The sequence below is a fragment of the Hymenobacter rubripertinctus genome (genome assembly GCF_003583925.1).
GTDB classification, from domain to species: domain Bacteria; phylum Bacteroidota; class Bacteroidia; order Cytophagales; family Hymenobacteraceae; genus Hymenobacter; species Hymenobacter rubripertinctus.
This window is the reverse complement of the sequence record NZ_QYCN01000126.1, coordinates 1-471: the sequence shown is the minus strand read 5'-3', so window position 1 is coordinate 471 and position 471 is coordinate 1. Positions and strand designations below refer to the sequence as shown.

Genomic DNA, 471 nt, shown 5'->3' with positions numbered 1-471 from the left:
GAGCAAGCCGTTGTGGGTAGCCGTGATGCTGACCTGCTGGCCCGAAGCCGAGGGGTTGGGCGACACGGATACGCCGCTGCTGCCGGTCCAGTAAATGGAGGTGCCCGCGCCCGCCACCGTCGCCGTTACGGTGGCCGTCACTACCTCGTCGGTACAAATCAGGGTAGGCACGACGCCCAGGGCTACGCTGGCCTGGGCAAAATAGGGGGTGGCTACCTGGCTGCCTGTGGTAATGGTAGCGGAGGCGGAGGCGGTGGTACCGCTGATGCCGCTGCAACTATAAGTGGCCGATACGGGGATGGTAGTGGTGCCCGGACTGCCGCTGGGGACCACGATTACGCTGGGGCCGGTACGCGGGGCAGGGGTTTGGTAGGTCCAGCCGTTGGGCAACGTGGTGGGCCAGTTATAACTGATGCTGGCTCCGCCGGCCTGGCTGATGCTGGCCGAGAGCGAGAGTGGGCGGAGTGGGCG

1 protein-coding gene is annotated in these 471 nt (G+C 66.2%); it reads right to left on the bottom strand.

Translation table 11 applies throughout. The features are described 5' to 3' along the window. On the bottom strand, nucleotides 1-471 hold a 471-nt coding region (locus D0T11_RS22870; RefSeq protein WP_182888575.1), incomplete at both ends, for a hypothetical protein.